The organism is Pseudothermotoga lettingae TMO (assembly GCF_000017865.1).
GTDB classification, from domain to species: Bacteria; Thermotogota; Thermotogae; order Thermotogales; family DSM-5069; genus Pseudothermotoga_B; species Pseudothermotoga_B elfii.
In genome coordinates this window covers 1,933,885-1,948,477 of sequence record NC_009828.1, presented here as the reverse complement: position 1 = coordinate 1,948,477, position 14,593 = coordinate 1,933,885, and the positions used below count along the sequence as shown (strand labels likewise).

Here is a 14,593-nt window from a genome sequence, read left to right as displayed (position 1 = left end):
CCCCATCTCAAAGCTCTATTCTTTTACCTTTCTCAGCCGATAAATAAGCTGCATAAATGACTTTGACTGTCTCTTTTGCGAGCTCAAAATCCGACTCAGGTTCTTTTTCTCCAAGGATTGCCAGTGCAAAATCTCTCATCTCTTGAGGATAGCCTCTTACCCAATCCTCATCCGGTGACGGAAAGGTCCAACCAGACTTTGTTTCTATTTTTTCTGCTATGTATTCGTTTTTCCAGGCATCTTCTGAAGGTGTGTAGGCAATCATCATGTTGTTGGGAGTTATATTGCAGTAAATCATTCCGTTTGCTGTGTTTATCTGTACAAAGTTTTTTACACCACCAAGGCTTATGTCGTTCGATATTACAATAGCTTTCGAGCCATCTTCAAAATCAACAATACTGCATGACCAATCTTCCACATCATACCAATCTGTAACCATGAAGGGTTTGTCGAAATTTTTGACACTCTCTATTTTTGTCAAATTTCCGGTTTCTGCGAAAACTGTTTTCGCTTTTACAGGTTTTCCATATCTTAACTTACCCTCGAAATGTTTCAGGTGCAGGATGGCCCCAATTGGATGAGATCCCATTCTTAAAAGACTTCCACCGCCTGCTGTTTTCCATCTCCGCGAATATGATGCGTGTGATCCCGAATGACTTTCCTCCGCTCTGAGTTCTAAAACAGGAGCCTTTGAAGCTGATAGCAATTTTTTTGCTTTGGTTATAGCAGGCGCATATACGAAATTTTCAGCATACATAAATTTTATATTAGATGATTTTAAAGCGTTTTCTATGCCGGCTATTTTTTTGATTACCTGCCTGTACATGTGTTCCTTATCTATTTCACCGACTTTTTCAACATCAGGCATGTCTTCGCCAAAATAACCTGTGAGTGGCTTTTCGCATATGATGTGTTTTCCCTGCTCGGCGCATGCCGATATAATTTGTTCATGTACGTTTGTTGGTACGCAGATATCTATTACATCCACCTCGTTATCTTTACAGAGCTCGTAGTAATCTTTATATATTTTTTTCAAACCATATCGTTTCACAAATTTTTCTGCATTTTCAGGATGCAAAGCACAGACTCCGACTACTTCAAATAGATTTTTGTTCTCCTCATAGGCAGCCATATGAATATGGGAGACAAATCCTGCTCCGGCTATGCCTACCCTGATTTTACTCATTTTTTGCCCCCCTTTTTCTTGAGAAATATTTGGAAAACATTACCAAAAACATTGCTATTAGGAGAATCAATGATATGGGTCGTGTGAAAAATGGCAATAGACTGCCTTTGGATAGCATTAAAGCACGCCTGAGGTTTGTGTCAGCCATTGGCCCAAGGATAAAACCCAGTACGAAAGGTGCTGCGGGGAAATCGTTCAGTCTCATGAAGTAACCAAGCAGACCGAAAAGAAGCATGATCCATACATCAAACATACGACCGTTGAGTACATATGTCCCAACCACACAGAGCACAAATATTATGGGCATAAGTATTTCCGTGGGAACAAGTAATATTTTCAGGAACAGTCTTGTTACCAGAAGGCCAAAGATAACCATCAATATTGTCGCTATAGTGAACATTGCTGCCACATTTCCTATCATCTCAGGATGTTCTATTGGTAATAGTGGGCCAGCTCTGACACCGTGGATCCATAAAGCAGCCAGGAGGACTGCTGCTGGAGCGCTTCCGGGTACTGCGAGCGTTAAAACAGGGATTATCGCACCTGCAACACAGGCATTATTTGCTGTTTCTGCTGCTGTTAGTCCTTCAAGGGAACCCTGACCAAATTTCTCAGGTTCTTTGCTAGACCTTTTTGCCAGGTCGTATGAAACCCACGAAGAAACATCCTCACCAACTCCGGGAATGACTCCTATGAAAACTCCTACTATTCCTGATCTGATTATGTTTATCCAATTTTTCAAAATTGTTTTCCCGTAAGATACCGAAGATTTATTTTTTGAGAAATTCAGCGCTACTTCCATTTTTGTTGTTCTTTTCAAATTCATCAATATTTCTGGTATTCCGTATACACCAACCAGAACAGGTAACAGGGCTATGCCACCATAAAGTTGAATGTTTCCAAAAGTGTATCTTGGAAAAGATGTGATTTCGTCCAGACCTATCTGCGAAATCATCAATCCCAGGAATCCTGCAATCCACCCTTTTAGTGGATCTTTTGGTGCCGTCAAACTTCCGGCTATAACTGTTCCAAAAACTGCAAGAACAGCAAATTCCCAGGAACCAAACTCGAGTGCAAGTTTTCCCAAAAGGGGTGCAAGCGTAACTATAAAAATTGCCCCGATAACAGAACCAATGCCAGACATAATTGTGGCCACATTCAATGCAAAACCTGCTTGCCCAGATCGGGCGAGTGGAAATCCATCGACTGTGGTTGCTGCATTGGCAGGGGTTCCAGGTATATTCAACACGATCGCAGTTCTGCTTCCTCCATATATTGCTCCTATATAAACACCTACAAGCATTCCTATGGCTGTTTTCGTGGGAAAACCAAAAGTGAGGGTTGTGAGAATTGCTACACCAAGTGTAGCTGTCAGTCCCGGTAATGTACCAACAAGCATTCCAAGCAATGTTGCCCATGCCATATTGAAAAGGATAATCGGATCAGTTATGATTTCAACAAGGTATTTGAAATAATCAATAAGGACATGCATTAACATACTCCCCTTTACGGTAGCGGTAAGAGAAATAGTTTTTCAAACAGATAATAAATTCCAATGGTTACAAGAACTGATGCACCTATGACCAAGGCGGGTTTCTTTCTAAAGAACATAAGCGATAAAGCAGAAGTAAAGATGCTTGTGAGCACGATAAAATTAATGTGACCAAGTAGTAAGACATAGACTAAACAAGTTGCAACGGAAACCAAAAGTCTTTTCATTTCTTTTTTATTACGTTCTTTTTCCTCTGGATCATTTGATATAGTCTCTGTTGTTTTTTGCTTTCTCAAAAGCATGATCAGATTAAGGATAATCACTAATACTGAGAAAACCACTGGAACAATCCCTGGCGAACCGTATTTTCCATATTCCGTAGTTGTGGGCATTCTCAATGCACCGATGAGAAAAAATAAAGCCAGTGTTATAAAGACAAGAGCTGTGATTTTATCTTTCATTTATGAAACCTCCTGAAAAGCGCCCCGAAGGGCGCTGTTAATAATCAACTATTTCCCAATTCTGGGTATGTTGTATTTTTCCGGGGATATTTTCAAAACTCCTCTGTCGTAAAGCAACCAGGTTACACGCCTTGCAGTTTCTTCAACTATTTGATCTGCTTTTTCTCCATACACGCATACAGAAACAAGCCCCTGCTTATCTGCCCAATCTTTCATTGCCTTTGAATTTGCTGCTTTCTCAAATATTTGCCCAACTGTTTCTAAAATCTCCATGGGGACATCTTTGGGAATTATCAAACCAAAGTAAGCACCGACGTCAGGAAAATCTGGATACCATTCTCGAATAGACGGGATGGTACCGTATCCGGAAATTGTTAGAGGCTCGGCACTTAATGTACAAAGTGCCCTCAATCTTTTTGCCCTTAGCATATCGGCGACTTCCATAGAAAATTGCATGTTCCCAACAACCTCTCCTGAGACTACAGCAACTGTTGCGGGATTACCGCCCGCGTATGGAACGTGCCTATATTTAACGTTGAAATATTCGGCGAATATTTCAGCAGCAACATGACCGCCACTTCCAGTACCAGCCGAGGCTATTGGTATTTCCGGGTTATTTTTCATAGCCTCAATAAGATCGTTTATTGTTTGATATGGAGAGCTGGGATTGACAACAACAACATTTGGTGCGTAAATCGGCAGAAAATATTTCCAATCTCTGTGTGTGAAAGTGATGCTTTCTTCCAGCAAAGCGTATTTCGTCAGGTCAAGCACAGCATTTGCTGTCCATGTATAGCCATCGTGTGACGCATTCCAGGTATTGACTGTACCGATTGAACCTGCCCCACCCGGGGTGTTAACGATGATGAATTTTCTTCCCAGATAAGGCTCCATCTGGCTTGTTATCATTCTTGTTACCTGATCTGTTGAGCCGCCAGCTGACCAGGGAACAATTACCGTAATTGATTTGGCTGGTTTCCATTCAGCAAAGATCACTGTTAAAAGAATCACGCTGAGAAGCACCACTGCGATTTTTCGCATCATGATCCCTCCTTTTTGGTTTTGATGCTAATGTGTTTTTTCATAAAATGAAAATGACTTTCATATTGTAATTTACCACCATGTAAAGTGCAAATCAAAATCTTTTATTTCCCATAAATATGGTATTATCAATGAAAAAGGGCAGATAAACAGTCGTTTCAGGGATTTTCTAAGAAAATCGGCTTATTGTATTTTATTAAACCAGAAAATCATCAAGGAGGAAGAGTAAATGGTGGGTGTTGTTGGGGTTGGCAACATAGGTTCGATCATAGTTAATAGGTTGGTTGAATCTGGGATTTTTTGTCCGGGTGAAATTATTTTGAGTAATAGATCGTCAGAAAAACTGAAACCTTTTTTATCGATGGGTTGTTTGGTTGGAACCAATGAGAAAATCTCAAAGTTGTGTGATTTAATATTTCTTTGTGTCAAACCGCAAGATAGCCAGAAAGTGTTTTCTGAGCTTAGAGAATTTAATGGGAGATTAATTATCAGTACTATGACAGCCATATCGATAGATAAGATCTTCAAAGAGACTCGTTGCAACAATGTGGTAAGGATTATGCCAAATATACCCGCAAAAATTGGGAAAGGAGTTGTAGCAGCATCTAAATCTCAAGCAATTGATGATCAAATGTGGAATGAATGCCAGCTCATTCTTTCCTGCCTTGGCAAGGTAGTAGAGGTTGAAGAATATCAGCTTGCAGCCGTTACTGCTCTGAGTGGAAGTGCTCCTGCGTTCATTTTTGTTATTATAGAAGCGCTGATTGATGCGGGTATCAGAATGGGGCTTTCTTATGAGATCTCAAGATCTATGATTCTGGAAACCATGATAGGTTCAGCGGAACTTCTTTCAAATCTTGGAAATCATCCAGGAGAGTTCAGGCATGTAGTAACATCTCCGTCAGGTACAACAATTGAGGGTATCTACAGAATGGAAAGAGAAGGCGTGAGAGGTGCTCTTATGAAGACTATTCAGGAGACCTACTTGAGAGCGCTTCAAATCGAAAAAGATTTTGGCAATTGAGGAGGGAAGAGGATGAGTAAAGTAACTCTGAGTGCAGCACTTGCTGGTATCTTTTTCATAATTCTTGGAATAGTTTTGATATTCGATCTTAACGCAAATCTCGTGTGGTCAGTTATTTTGCTTGCGCTTGGTCTCGGCTTTGAATTTGGGGTTTTTGGAAAATCTTACGGTAGATTCGTTCCCGGAGGTATTTTAACAACCATTGGCGTTCTTTTTCTTTTTTGTTCAGTTATTGGTTTTTCTTATCTGAAATTTCTCTGGCCTGTTTTTGTTATGGCACCAGCTACTGGTTTGATTCAGGCTTATTTTGCCAGCAGAAAAAAAGGATTGCTCGTTTCGGCAATGGTTCTTTTCGCGATGACTGCGTTTTTTTTCGGCGTGAGTTTTTATCAGACAGTTTTCTTGAGGATCGTCTTTGGTGTTTTAATTATAGTTTCAGGTATAGCGTTGCTCATTCCTAAAAAGAGATAAAATCAGTTGCCTGTCCATAATTTTTCTTCAAAAACGTCATAGCTTCTTCTGCATATTTTTCGTCGATGACGTAAATCGGCATGTTTGTTGACATGGCAGATACGTATACCTGGGCACTTCTTTCAACAGCTTCGCACATATTGAAAGCTTCGTCTAATGATTTTGCGGCACACACAAGGCCATGATTTGCTATTAACACCGCCCTGCTGTCTTTCATGCAACGAACTACATTTCTGGCAAGCTCATTTGTTCCAGCATTTGCATATTCACTCACGGGAATCTGCTTTGAAAACATCAAAACAGTTTCTGTTATTGCTGGTAATGGAATTCGAAGCACAGAAAGTACTGTTGCGTAAATTGAATGTGTATGAATAACAGCGTTCACATCAGAAAAATTTCTGTATATCTGTGTGTGAAGCTGATACTCAATAGATGGTTTGAGATTCCCTTCAATTATTTTTCCATTCATATCTATAACAGGCACCTGATCAAAATTGAGTTTATCGTAGGCGATGCCACTCGGAGTAATTGCTATGAGATTTTCATCTATTTTCACGCTTATGTTTCCCGAACTTCCACTCACATGGTTTGATCTAAGCATTTTTAATCCAAATTCAACTATTAATCTTTTTTGCTGCTCGTACATGTTTTCACCTCGTCTTCTTCAGGGTTAATCTGCGAACAGAACATATATCCAATCGATCGATTTTTAGCTTCATACATGGCTTTATCGGCATTTCTGGTCAGTTCTTCTATTGTTTTACCATCTTCTGGAAAAACGGCAATGCCTGCACTTACACCAACGCAAAACGGATTACCATTAACAGTGACAGGACATGAAATGGTCTTTACAAGCCTCTGAATTATTTCTTCAATATTTCTTTCATCTATGTCTGTCAGCAAGATAACAAATTCATCTCCTCCTATTCGCCCAACTATATCGTTCTTTCTTACGACTGATTTGAGTCTTTTGCCAACAGCTTCAAGTATCTGATCGCCCATATGATGGCCATGTTTGTCGTTGACTGACTTGAATCTGTCTAAGTCCAGATAAACAACAGCTGCTGATTTACCTTTTTGCGAGTAAAGTTTTAAAATTTTGCGTGCCTCGCTTAAGAAAGCCCCTCTGTTCATCAAACCCGTCAAGGAATCTGAAAAAGCCAGTTTCCAAAGTTGATCGCCGAGTGTTTCCCGAAAAAACCAGAACAAATCGATAGCAACTGCGGTAACACCTACTGCTTCGAGTAGATTTTGTATTTGAGAAACCTGAGGGATTATGAAAAACACGCCGAGCACAGAAATGTATTTTGCATACATAAATAAAAAAATACCTATTTTCAAGATTACATAAGAGTATCCAAAGACAAGGCACATTATCATAAAACGTGCTGCGAGATCTACGATGGCTGGTAAAAGAAAAGAAATGTTAACTTCTTCAACCTTAAGACAGGTAAGATCTAAGATCGCAACAGTTGAAAATAAAATAAGTAAAACACGTATTATCCCACGGCGTTGATATTGATTTTTCAATGACATCACCTCATGATTGTTCTCTACCAAACTGATTTTAGCATTTTTTATTAAATTGGCATTGACTATGATTTCGTTATTATTGCCTGAAAATAAAAATATTTGCGATAAAATATTCTGAGAGGTGATTTCTTGTTTTTTCTGGAAGAAAGAAGAAGACATCCTTGCAGGATAAATCATGTAGCTTTGCTGGTAATTGATGTACAGAGATATTTCTGTGATTTGCACGGAGGAGCTTATCTGCCGGGTGTAGAGAACGCTTTGAAAAAAATCAACGATCTAATAAAAGCCTTTGAAGATAAGGCTTTACCTGTTTTTTGTACTGTCCACAGAGGAAACAATAAAATGATGAAGCAATGGTGGGGAAACTCCGTTGAAGGACAACAAACTGAATTGTCGGTGATTCAGAAAAAGGCACAAATTATATACAAAGATTCATATGATGCATTTCATAAAACGAAACTTGAAAACTGTCTTCGAAAAGAACAGGTGAAACAGCTGGTTGTTTGCGGTGTCATGACACATTTATGCGTTGAGACAACTGTGCGAAGTGCATTTGTAAGAGGATACGAGGTCGTAGTTGCCCAGGATGCGTGCTGGGATAAAAATGACTGGTATCATTTTTCATCTTTAAAAAGCTTGGCTCATGGTTTTGCAGTTGTGAGTTTAGCAGATGAGATAATATGCATGTTGGGATCGTAGGCGCTGGTCCGGCAGGTGTTTCCGCCGCAGTTTTTCTCAAACGCTGCGGCATAGAGATATCTGTTTTTGAAAAAGAATCTGTGGGTGGTCTCATCGCCAATGCATGGCGTGTTGAGAACGTACCAATAATTTCTCCGTGTAGTGGTGAAGAGATTGCAAGATCTCTGAAAGTGAGTTTAAATGAATTTTCTATAAATGTTCTTTATGAAGAAGTTGTGGAAATTTTCAATCGTAGAGTTTTAACCAGATCCAAAGAATATCTCTTCGACAAAATTATTGTGGCAAGTGGTACATTGCCAAGAAGGATTTTAAAATTTGAAGTGAGCAGTAATGTTGTTTACGAATACAGACATTTACCAGCAGATATAGAATCACTTGCTGTTTTTGGTGCAGGAGATGCTGCTCTCGACGGGGCGCTAAAAGCTTTTGAAAATGGAGTCCGGTCAGTTCATATATTCAGCAGGAGTGGGAGAATAAAAGCCATAAAAAGACTTAGGGATCTGGCTATGAATTCTCCGATTGTTTTTCATTTTTCAGAACCAATTTTGGATGTAATCCAGGGTGAAAAGCTTATTTTAACCACGCATAAGGCAGTATATGAATTTGATGCCCTGTTGATTTGTATTGGAAGGGTTCCAAATGTGTTGTTTGTCAAAGAGCGCACCAGTGATATATATATCGTTGGCGATGCGCATGGCAGTCATAGGCAGATGAGTATCGCCATTGGTCAGGCGATAGAAACAGCTATGAATATACTGGGAGGTTGAAAAATGAAAATTATTGCAAAGTATGGTAAAGAAAATATAGCCACCGTTTATATTGGCATAACTTCGAGAGGAAGCATGGTTGAATTTGTTCAATCGGTTCAACCACCTTTTTCAAGGAATGAAAAATGGGTTTTGATAATTTCAACATTGAAAGGTTGCCCTGTGGGGTGTCTGATGTGCGATGCTGGTGGTTATTACGAAGGAAAATTGACAGCCGAAGAGATGCTTGAACAGATTGATTTTTTAATAAAAGAGTATTTTCCAGATGGTCTTGTCAAAGTGAAAAAATTTAAAATTCAATTTGCGAGAATGGGAGAACCGGCACTCAACAAAAATGTTCTGACTGTGCTCGAAAAGGTTTCAGATCACGAGAATTTGATCCCATCTATATCTACGGTAGCCCCGTATGGGTGTGAGGAATTTTTCGATCGGCTGCTGAGTATAAAACAAAGACATTACCAAGGAAGATTCCAGCTTCAATTTTCGATTCATTCTACAGATGAGAATCAACGCGATGAAATCATACCTGTGCGAAAATGGTCGTTTAAAGATATAGCTCTTTATGGAGAAAAATTTGTAAAAAACAATGATAGAAAGATAGCATTAAATTTCGCACTTTCAAATAAAGTAACGGTGAGCGCAGAGAAGATAGCAAACACATTTTCGCCTGATAAATTCCTGATAAAGATAACTCCCGTGAATCCGACGTATAACGCGGTGAATAATCAAATCGAATCTGATATAGACCTGTCCACAGGTTTTCCAGTTAGACACAGGGTTTTCATGGAAGAGTTGAAAAAATCCGGTTTTGAAATCATCTTAAGCATCGGAGAACCTGAGGAAAATAAAATAGGTAGTAATTGCGGTCAATATATAAGGAAACATATTTCTAACACTCAGAAGCTGTCTCAGGCTTATACATATGTTCAGAAGAGTGAAAATGTGTTATTCTACAATCATTTTGATCAATCTTAATTTTATATTCCATTCGAGTGAAGTGATTTTTTAAGGAGGGATAAAATGAAAACTTTCAGAAAAGAGTTGTGGTTTCATACAAAGAGGCGAAGAGAATTTGTGAACATTACTCATCTTCTGGAAAAATGCGTTGAAGAAAGTGGAATCAAAGATGGATTGCTTTTATGTAATGCGATGCATATAACCGCAAGTGTTTTTATAAACGACGATGAACGTGGACTTCATCAGGATTTCGAGAATTGGCTTGAAAAACTTGCTCCAGAAAAACCTTATTCACAGTATAAACATAATGATAGTTTTGAGAATAACGCAGATGCCCATTTGAAAAGAACAATTATGGGAAGAGAGGTTGTTGTGGCAATCACAAATGGAAAGCTTGATCTTGGCCCGTGGGAGCAGGTGTTTTATGGGGAATTTGATGGTATGAGGGACAAACGCGTTTTGGTCAAAATTATAGGCGAGTGAAAGCTGTAGTATAATCTACGATTAATCATAAAAAGGGGGTTAAAGGGTTCAACGGAGTCACGTCTATGAAACATGATCTTTTTAGTGATATCAATTCTGCTTCTGATGCAGGATTTGACGTAATTGAAATTTGGAAAGAAAAGCTTTTTAAAGCCATTGCTGAAAAATCTTTGCATGATATAAGTGTCGAACTGATTAAAAATGCTCTGGATCCGTACTCGATAAACTCGCTCGAGCAGGCTACTTTCAGTGATAATTTTGCAGATAAGTTTGAGAAATTTGAAATGCTCTGTGTTATTGCTGAACAATTGCGCGTTAAAGTAATTGTTGTCATACCAGGCTTTGTGAAAGAGGAGTTTTCAGAAAAAGAGATTAAAAAAGAAACATTGCGCGCCCTAAGAGAGTTTTCAAAGTTAGCAAAACAGTATTATGTGAAAATTGGTTTTGAATTTCTCGGAGAAAAAGATTGCTCGATCAGCAGGTTTAGTCTTGCGCGTGATATTATTCAGGAATTGAACGAGAGCAACGTTGGACTTGTGATAGACACATACCATTTTTTCAAGGGTGGTTCAAAGTTGCGTGAACTTGAAGACATGAAACCGGAAAACATATTTCTGGTACATGTGAGTAATCTGGATGAAGTAGAAGTTGCGGCTGACCATGACAGATTGATGCCCGGCGATGGAAAGTTACCAATTAAAGAATTTTTTGCTGTATTGCGAAAGATAGGTTATGATGGGGTTGTTTCGGTGGAATTATTTAATGGGAAGTACTGGGAGATGGACCCAAAGAGAATCGCTCGAGAATCGTATGAAAAACTCAGTGACGTTTTGAATATTTGATTCAAGATGCGCCGAGTTTCTTAGAGATTTCATGGGCTGTCCTCATAACCTCCATGGCGACAACAACAATCGTTTGTTCACTGAAAGAAGTTGCAGCTGCTGTAACACTTATACCTCCTATTACGTTCCCTGTATAATCAAACACCGGTGCGCCCAAGCATTTAACACCATGCTCGTTTTCTTCATTGTCTATAGCGTAGCCTTTTTGCCTTATGAGTGAAAGCTCATGGATTAATCTGTCTGGATCAGTTATTGTGTTATGTGTGTGCTTTACCAGTTTCACCCTTGAAAGATAGCTGTTGAGCTCTTCCGATGGCATAAAAGCCAGAATAGCTTTGCCAAAGCCGGTAGAATAAAGTCTCATTCGCATACCTATGCGTGAAATGGTTGGTATGGTCCTTGCGCTTTCTATTTTGTCCACGTATACACCTTCGTCACCGTCTTTTATTGCAAAATGGACGGTCATTCCTGTCTTTTCCATCAGGTCTACAAGAAATGGGTGAGCGATTTCTCTGACCTGGACGTTTCGCAAAACTATGCTGCTCAGTTCAACTATTTTGTACGATGCGATATATTTGTGAGTCTGCGGTTCTTTGTAGACATAACCACAATTAACGAGCGTCTCAAGGTGTTTGTAAACAGCTGGAGGAGACAAATTCATATGTTGTGCTATATCCTGTATTCTTGCTCCATTTTTTCTCGAAATCACGTATTCAAAAATTTTCAGTGCCTTTTCAACTGATCCAATTGCCATATACATTATCTCCTTAGCGGACGACTCTCCCAGAGCCTTCGCCTTTTGCAAGTTTTTTGACCTCATCGATGCTGACCTGGTTGAAATCTCCAGCGATGGTGTGTTTCAAGCATGAAGCGGCAACGGCAAACTCGAGAGATTCCTGAGGCTTCATATTGTTTAGAAAGCCAAATATTAGGCCTGCAGCAAATGAATCACCGGCACCAACTCTGTCAACAATGTGAACTGTATACTGTTTGCTTGAATAAAAATCTTTTCCATCCATCAAAACTCCAGACCATCTGTTAACATTAGCTACGATACTTTCACGAAGACTTATTGCAACTTTCTTGAACCCAAATTTTTCCTGTAATCTTGTACATACCTGTTCATAACCTTTCAAGCTTAGTTTTCCTTCGATTATATTTGAATCATCTGCTTTAATGCCGAAAACTTTTTCTGCATCTTCCTCGTTAGCAAAAAGCACATCAACATATTCAACCAGCTCACTCATTACTTGCCTTGCTTTTTCCTCGCTCCATAATTTTGCGCGGTAATTCAGATCACAGGATGTCATAATTCCTTTTTCTTTCGATTTTTTCAAAGCATTTCTGCATGATTCAACAAGATTGTCTGAAAGAGCTGGTGTAATGCCTGTAAAGTGGAACCATTTCGCATTTTCCAGAATTTTATCCCAGTCAAAATCATCGGGATTTGAGAGTGCAAAAACAGAGTTGGCTCTGTCATATATAACCTTCGAAGGTCTCTGGGAAAAACCTGTTTCGAGGAAATAAAGTCCGAGCCTACCTTCACCAAAACATATGTATGATGTGTCAACACCATATTGCCTGAGAATGCGTAAAACTGCCAGGCCCAGATCATTTTTTGGCAATTTTGTTACAAAAGCGACGTCTATACCAAAATTAGCAAGCGAAACAGCGACATTTGCTTCGGCGCCCGCATATGTAACATCAAACTGTGACGCCTGAATCAATCTCAAGTGACTTTGAGCAGAAAGCCTCATCATGATTTCTCCGAAGGTAACGACTTGCGACATATTATCACCTCTATTTCTTTATAGTTAATCAATAATACTATTAATAAATCAACATTCATTCTATCATATCTTTTTGCAGCATGTCAATGTTGCTCAAAATTTATTGACCACATGGTCAATAAAGTGATAAAATACTATATGTCAGCCAGTTAGAGGAGGAGATAGTGTGAACGCGCTGGAGGTAAAAGACCTTACCAAGTATTATGGAAAAAGCAGGGGAATAGAAAAAGTAAACCTCAGAGTTCAGGAGGGTGAAATCTTTGGGTTTATTGGTCCAAATGGTGCTGGTAAAACAACTACAATCAGATTAATCCTCAGGTTGATCTTTCCGAATCATGGAACCATTAAAATATTTGAGAAAGACTTACGCGAATATGGAGAGGAGCTTCGCAATGAAATAGGTTATATACCAGGCGAAGTGAATTTCTATCCTGAGGTAACAGTTAAAGATTTTCTGGAGTACACCGCCAGGTTTTATAAGACTGCCGAAAAAAGTTATGTAGAAAAGCTGTGCAGAAATTTTTCGATTGACGTAAAGAAAAGATTTAGAGAGCTTTCTATGGGAAATAAGAAAAAAGTTGCCATAGTTCAAGCATTGATGCATAAGCCAAAATTGCTAATTCTTGATGAACCAACGAATGGTTTGGATCCGCTCATACAGAATTTATTGTTTGAAATTCTTAAGGAGGAAAGAAAAAAAGGTGTGACTGTTTTCTTTTCATCGCACATTCTGAGTGAAGTTGAGAAGCTTTGCGACAGAGTCGCTTTGATAAAGGATGGCAAAATTCTGAGGACAGAAAAAATAGATGATCTGATGAAGCAGAAATATAAAATTGTGAAATTGAAGACTGATGAAAATCCCGGTACTTTGAAAAGTGTACTGCAAATAAAAGATTTTAAGAGTGAAAATGGTACTACGAGTTTTATTTATTATGGTTTAATCGGTGATCTGATCAAAAAACTCTCCGGGTTGAAAGTAAATGATTTATGGATAGAGGATCCTTCCTTAGAAGAGATTTTTATATCTTACTACAAGGAGGAGTCAAAATGAATATTTATCGGTGGGATTTAAAAAGAAATATGAAAAGTGTGTTGATCTGGACGATTGTGCTTGTTGCAATTCAATTTATGTATGTTTCTATATATCCATCGTTTGCCTCTGAAACAGAACTCCTTACCAGATGGATGAAAATCATGCCAAAAGCGTTCGTGAAGCTTTTCAATCTTGAAGATATTGATTTTTCAAATATATTGAATTATCTTGCCATGGTATCGAGTATATATATTACTCTGGTTGGAAGTGTTTTTGCCGTGATTGTTGGAGCAAGAAGTGTTTCTCGAGAAGAAATTGAAAAAACTGTAGAGTTTCTGCTTACAAGGCCAGTCAATCGTATCAGTGTTGTTCTGAGCAAATTCAGTGAATCAATCTCAGAATTGATTATTTTTGATGTAGTCGTTTCTCTGTCTTCATTAATGGTTCTGAACATTTTCAAACAGAGTGATTTTGATACCGGCAAATTCTGGATCTTCTGGTTATCTCAGATAATACTTCACATAGCCATTATGAGTATTAGTTTTCTTGTTGGATCAACTTTGAAAAGGCCTGAAAACGCGTTTTCACTTTCTCTCGGAATTATGTTTGTTCTGTATATTTTAAATGTGATTTCAAAATTGACAGAGAAAGCGGAATTTTTGAAGTATTTTACGCCCTTTTCTTATTCAGATGCTTCTGCTGTTATTAAATCTGGCTTAGAGCAATCGTTTTTATATTTTTATGCACTGCTTATTCCTGCATCACTGTTGCTATCTTTGATCGTTTACTCCAAAAAAGATATCCTGGTGTGATA

Annotated in this window: 17 protein-coding genes; 9 read left to right on the top strand and 8 right to left on the bottom strand. The window is 38.7% G+C overall.

Annotated features, from left to right (window positions below; all coding sequences use genetic code 11):
• Positions 1 to 7: 7 nt before the first annotated feature.
• From TLET_RS09640 to TLET_RS09625, 4 genes are read right to left on the bottom strand one after another with little or no spacing between them, the layout of a single operon-like run.
• Positions 8 to 1,186, bottom strand: a complete 1,179-nt coding sequence (locus tag TLET_RS09640; RefSeq protein WP_012003907.1) for a Gfo/Idh/MocA family protein — start codon at positions 1,184 to 1,186, stop codon at positions 8 to 10.
• Complete coding sequence (locus TLET_RS09635) at positions 1,179 to 2,678, bottom strand: tripartite tricarboxylate transporter permease (protein WP_012003906.1); 1,500 nt, start codon at positions 2,676 to 2,678, stop codon at positions 1,179 to 1,181. The genes TLET_RS09640 and TLET_RS09635 overlap by 8 nt, the downstream gene beginning before the upstream one ends.
• A 14-nt stretch (positions 2,679 to 2,692) precedes the next feature.
• Positions 2,693 to 3,139 carry a tripartite tricarboxylate transporter TctB family protein gene (locus tag TLET_RS09630; RefSeq protein ID WP_012003905.1) on the bottom strand — a complete coding sequence of 149 codons (447 nt, stop codon included), beginning with the start codon at positions 3,137 to 3,139 and terminating at the stop codon, positions 2,693 to 2,695.
• Positions 3,140 to 3,187: 48 nt separating this feature from the next.
• Positions 3,188 to 4,183 carry a tripartite tricarboxylate transporter substrate binding protein gene (locus TLET_RS09625; RefSeq protein ID WP_012003904.1) on the bottom strand — a complete coding sequence of 332 codons (996 nt, stop codon included), beginning with the start codon at positions 4,181 to 4,183 and terminating at the stop codon, positions 3,188 to 3,190.
• Between the two features lie 226 nt (positions 4,184 to 4,409).
• Between TLET_RS09625 and proC the strand changes: the two genes are divergently transcribed.
• Positions 4,410 to 5,204: a pyrroline-5-carboxylate reductase gene (gene proC, locus TLET_RS09620; protein ID WP_012003903.1), complete on the top strand. Its 795-nt coding sequence runs from the start codon at positions 4,410 to 4,412 to the stop codon at positions 5,202 to 5,204.
• A gap of 12 nt (positions 5,205 to 5,216) precedes the next feature.
• Positions 5,217 to 5,675: a hypothetical protein gene (locus tag TLET_RS09615; RefSeq protein WP_012003902.1), complete on the top strand. Its 459-nt coding sequence runs from the start codon at positions 5,217 to 5,219 to the stop codon at positions 5,673 to 5,675.
• On the opposite strand, the gene TLET_RS09610 is transcribed toward TLET_RS09615, so the two are convergent.
• Together TLET_RS09610 and TLET_RS10725 are read right to left on the bottom strand one after the other, a co-directional pair.
• Positions 5,662 to 6,321 carry a class II aldolase/adducin family protein gene (locus TLET_RS09610; RefSeq protein WP_012003901.1) on the bottom strand — a complete coding sequence of 220 codons (660 nt, stop codon included), beginning with the start codon at positions 6,319 to 6,321 and terminating at the stop codon, positions 5,662 to 5,664. The two genes, TLET_RS09615 and TLET_RS09610, sit on opposite strands and share 14 nt — an antisense overlap.
• Positions 6,297 to 7,205: a GGDEF domain-containing protein gene (locus TLET_RS10725; RefSeq protein WP_049753376.1), complete on the bottom strand. Its 909-nt coding sequence runs from the start codon at positions 7,203 to 7,205 to the stop codon at positions 6,297 to 6,299. The genes TLET_RS09610 and TLET_RS10725 overlap by 25 nt, the downstream gene beginning before the upstream one ends.
• A 132-nt stretch (positions 7,206 to 7,337) precedes the next feature.
• Here TLET_RS10725 and TLET_RS09600 point away from each other — a divergent pair, with 132 nt between their 5' ends.
• The 5 genes from TLET_RS09600 (at position 7,338) to TLET_RS09580 (ending at position 10,956) form a co-directional block, all read left to right on the top strand.
• Entirely contained in the window at positions 7,338 to 7,907 is a 570-nt protein-coding gene (locus tag TLET_RS09600) for an isochorismatase family cysteine hydrolase (protein WP_012003899.1), read from the top strand.
• Positions 7,889 to 8,674 (top strand): NAD(P)/FAD-dependent oxidoreductase, encoded by a 786-nt coding sequence (locus tag TLET_RS09595; RefSeq protein WP_012003898.1) that lies wholly within the window; start codon positions 7,889 to 7,891, stop codon positions 8,672 to 8,674. The genes TLET_RS09600 and TLET_RS09595 overlap by 19 nt, the downstream gene beginning before the upstream one ends.
• Before the next feature lie 3 nt (positions 8,675 to 8,677).
• Positions 8,678 to 9,649: a radical SAM protein gene (locus TLET_RS09590; protein WP_012003897.1), complete on the top strand. Its 972-nt coding sequence runs from the start codon at positions 8,678 to 8,680 to the stop codon at positions 9,647 to 9,649.
• A 45-nt stretch (positions 9,650 to 9,694) separates the two neighbouring features.
• Positions 9,695 to 10,114: a secondary thiamine-phosphate synthase enzyme YjbQ gene (locus TLET_RS09585; protein ID WP_012003896.1), complete on the top strand. Its 420-nt coding sequence runs from the start codon at positions 9,695 to 9,697 to the stop codon at positions 10,112 to 10,114.
• A gap of 65 nt (positions 10,115 to 10,179) precedes the next feature.
• A complete protein-coding gene (locus tag TLET_RS09580; RefSeq protein ID WP_012003895.1) occupies positions 10,180 to 10,956 on the top strand; it encodes a sugar phosphate isomerase/epimerase family protein in 777 nt (258 codons plus the stop codon).
• A 1-nt stretch (position 10,957) separates the two neighbouring features.
• Here the strand turns inward: TLET_RS09580 and TLET_RS09575 are convergent, their stop codons facing one another.
• Positions 10,958 to 11,710 carry an IclR family transcriptional regulator gene (locus TLET_RS09575; protein WP_148202160.1) on the bottom strand — a complete coding sequence of 251 codons (753 nt, stop codon included), beginning with the start codon at positions 11,708 to 11,710 and terminating at the stop codon, positions 10,958 to 10,960.
• Between the two features lie 13 nt (positions 11,711 to 11,723).
• Positions 11,724 to 12,746, bottom strand: a complete 1,023-nt coding sequence (locus tag TLET_RS09570) for a sugar kinase (protein WP_012003893.1) — start codon at positions 12,744 to 12,746, stop codon at positions 11,724 to 11,726.
• A gap of 166 nt (positions 12,747 to 12,912) precedes the next feature.
• On the opposite strand from TLET_RS09570, the gene TLET_RS09565 reads away from it, so the two are divergent.
• Together TLET_RS09565 and TLET_RS09560 are read left to right on the top strand one after the other, a co-directional pair.
• Positions 12,913 to 13,797 (top strand): ABC transporter ATP-binding protein, encoded by an 885-nt coding sequence (locus tag TLET_RS09565; RefSeq protein WP_012003892.1) that lies wholly within the window; start codon positions 12,913 to 12,915, stop codon positions 13,795 to 13,797.
• A complete protein-coding gene (locus tag TLET_RS09560; protein WP_012003891.1) occupies positions 13,794 to 14,591 on the top strand; it encodes an ABC transporter permease subunit in 798 nt (265 codons plus the stop codon). The genes TLET_RS09565 and TLET_RS09560 overlap by 4 nt, the downstream gene beginning before the upstream one ends.
• The last annotated feature ends 2 nt before the right edge of the window (positions 14,592 to 14,593 follow it).

Bases quoted from the DNA above. Each gene is read 5' to 3' on its own strand.
- TLET_RS09640 (WP_012003907.1), bottom strand. From the start codon at position 1,186: ATGAGTAAAATCAGGGTAGGCATAGCCGGAGCAGGATTTGTCTCCCAT.
- TLET_RS09635 (WP_012003906.1), bottom strand. From the start codon at position 2,678: ATGCATGTCCTTATTGATTATTTCAAATACCTTGTTGAAATCATAACT.
- TLET_RS09630 (WP_012003905.1), bottom strand. From the start codon at position 3,139: ATGAAAGATAAAATCACAGCTCTTGTCTTTATAACACTGGCTTTATTT.
- TLET_RS09625 (WP_012003904.1), bottom strand. From the start codon at position 4,183: ATGATGCGAAAAATCGCAGTGGTGCTTCTCAGCGTGATTCTTTTAACA.
- proC (WP_012003903.1), top strand. From the start codon at position 4,410: ATGGTGGGTGTTGTTGGGGTTGGCAACATAGGTTCGATCATAGTTAAT.
- TLET_RS09615 (WP_012003902.1), top strand. From the start codon at position 5,217: ATGAGTAAAGTAACTCTGAGTGCAGCACTTGCTGGTATCTTTTTCATA.
- TLET_RS09610 (WP_012003901.1), bottom strand. From the start codon at position 6,321: ATGTACGAGCAGCAAAAAAGATTAATAGTTGAATTTGGATTAAAAATG.
- TLET_RS09595 (WP_012003898.1), top strand. From the start codon at position 7,889: ATGCATGTTGGGATCGTAGGCGCTGGTCCGGCAGGTGTTTCCGCCGCA.
- TLET_RS09590 (WP_012003897.1), top strand. From the start codon at position 8,678: ATGAAAATTATTGCAAAGTATGGTAAAGAAAATATAGCCACCGTTTAT.
- TLET_RS09585 (WP_012003896.1), top strand. From the start codon at position 9,695: ATGAAAACTTTCAGAAAAGAGTTGTGGTTTCATACAAAGAGGCGAAGA.
- TLET_RS09580 (WP_012003895.1), top strand. From the start codon at position 10,180: ATGAAACATGATCTTTTTAGTGATATCAATTCTGCTTCTGATGCAGGA.
- TLET_RS09575 (WP_148202160.1), bottom strand. From the start codon at position 11,710: ATGGCAATTGGATCAGTTGAAAAGGCACTGAAAATTTTTGAATACGTG.
- TLET_RS09570 (WP_012003893.1), bottom strand. From the start codon at position 12,746: ATGTCGCAAGTCGTTACCTTCGGAGAAATCATGATGAGGCTTTCTGCT.
- TLET_RS09560 (WP_012003891.1), top strand. From the start codon at position 13,794: ATGAATATTTATCGGTGGGATTTAAAAAGAAATATGAAAAGTGTGTTG.